The organism is Campylobacter concisus (genome assembly GCF_902460535.1).
Taxonomy (GTDB): domain Bacteria; phylum Campylobacterota; class Campylobacteria; order Campylobacterales; family Campylobacteraceae; genus Campylobacter_A; species Campylobacter_A concisus_AS.
On sequence record NZ_CABPTV010000007.1, the window covers coordinates 36,432 to 37,699 of the forward strand.

1 protein-coding gene is annotated in these 1,268 nt (G+C 32.6%); it reads right to left on the minus strand.

Going from position 1 to position 1,268, the window contains the following annotated elements; all coding sequences use genetic code 11:
- Positions 1 to 831: 831 nt before the first annotated feature.
- On the minus strand, positions 832 to 1,268 hold a 437-nt coding region (locus tag FZ945_RS06840), incomplete at its 5' end, for a methyl-accepting chemotaxis protein (protein ID WP_258031397.1).

Consider the following 1,268-nt stretch of genomic DNA (forward strand, 5'->3'; position numbering starts at 1 on the left):
GTGTAGAAAAGTAACATATAAAATGGATTAAATTTATCTTTTGTTTAATTAAATTCTCCAAAAACGCAATAAATATGAAGCTAAAATTTATATCTAAGATATTTTAATATTTGACAATGTTTGTCACAATTATATATGTTTTGTGACAGGAAATTTTATAGCGAAAATTTAATATTTGAAACAAATAGCTTGCGGTTAAAAACTCGGGCAAATTTTAAAATTTATGAGTAAGCATATCGCGGTTCTAAATTTATAAATTTAATATGTTGCCAAGACGAGTGACTAAGATTTTGAAATTTGCCAAGCAACTCAATTAAATTTGTAAATTTTTATCCAAAAGGGAGACATGGGGGACTTGAATTACGGTCTGCTTGCAATTGCGAGCTAGCAAAGCAAAGCCATCCCACTATCCCTCTTTTTAATCCCCTGTCTGCTTACAGTTATGAGGCGAAGCCCTAAGTAACCCCCCCCCTTCGTGCGTTAGAGGTGCATACTCCAGCGCTTCACACTGCATGCCGTTTATATCAAAGAAGCTCTGACAAATTTTAAAATTTCATGAACGAGTAATTTCGGCTCTGATTTTAGTGGCAAGCTTTGTGAGACCTAAAATCAGTAGCCAACTCTTGCAAATGAGTGGAATTTTAAAATTTGCAAACATTACAAGTATGAGTGGAAAAAACCAAGATAAAAAATTTAAAGCAACTATATAAATAATTAAATTCAAAAGATAATTTATTAAACCCCAACCCAGCTTAAACTAGGTTGGAATTTATTGAGTAGTTTTTCATTAAACAAATTTAAGTTTATTTAAAACCCTAAACCAGAAGTGTTTTAGAATTTATTCTTCCTAACATCTTCAACTATAGCTTTAGCCATCTCATCTACTTCAGATGTTACTTCGTTTGCTTGGTTTGCAATTACCACATTCTCTTTTGTTAGGTGATCTATTTGAGCAACTGATTGATTTATCATATTTATACCTTCACTTTGCTCTTTTATAGATTCACTCATCTCATTTATTGATTGAGCTAGGACATTTGTATTTGCTTCTATCTCACCAAGTGATTTTTGAGTTCTTTCTGCTAGTTTTCTAACTTCATCAGCAACAACGGCAAATCCTCTACCATGTTCTCCTGCACGTGCTGCTTCAATTGCAGCATTAAGAGCTAGAAGGTTAGTTTGATCTGCTATATCTCTAATGATAGTTATGATGTTTTTAATTTCATCTGATTGTCTTATAACATCAGCTGTCTTTTGAGAGATGGCAT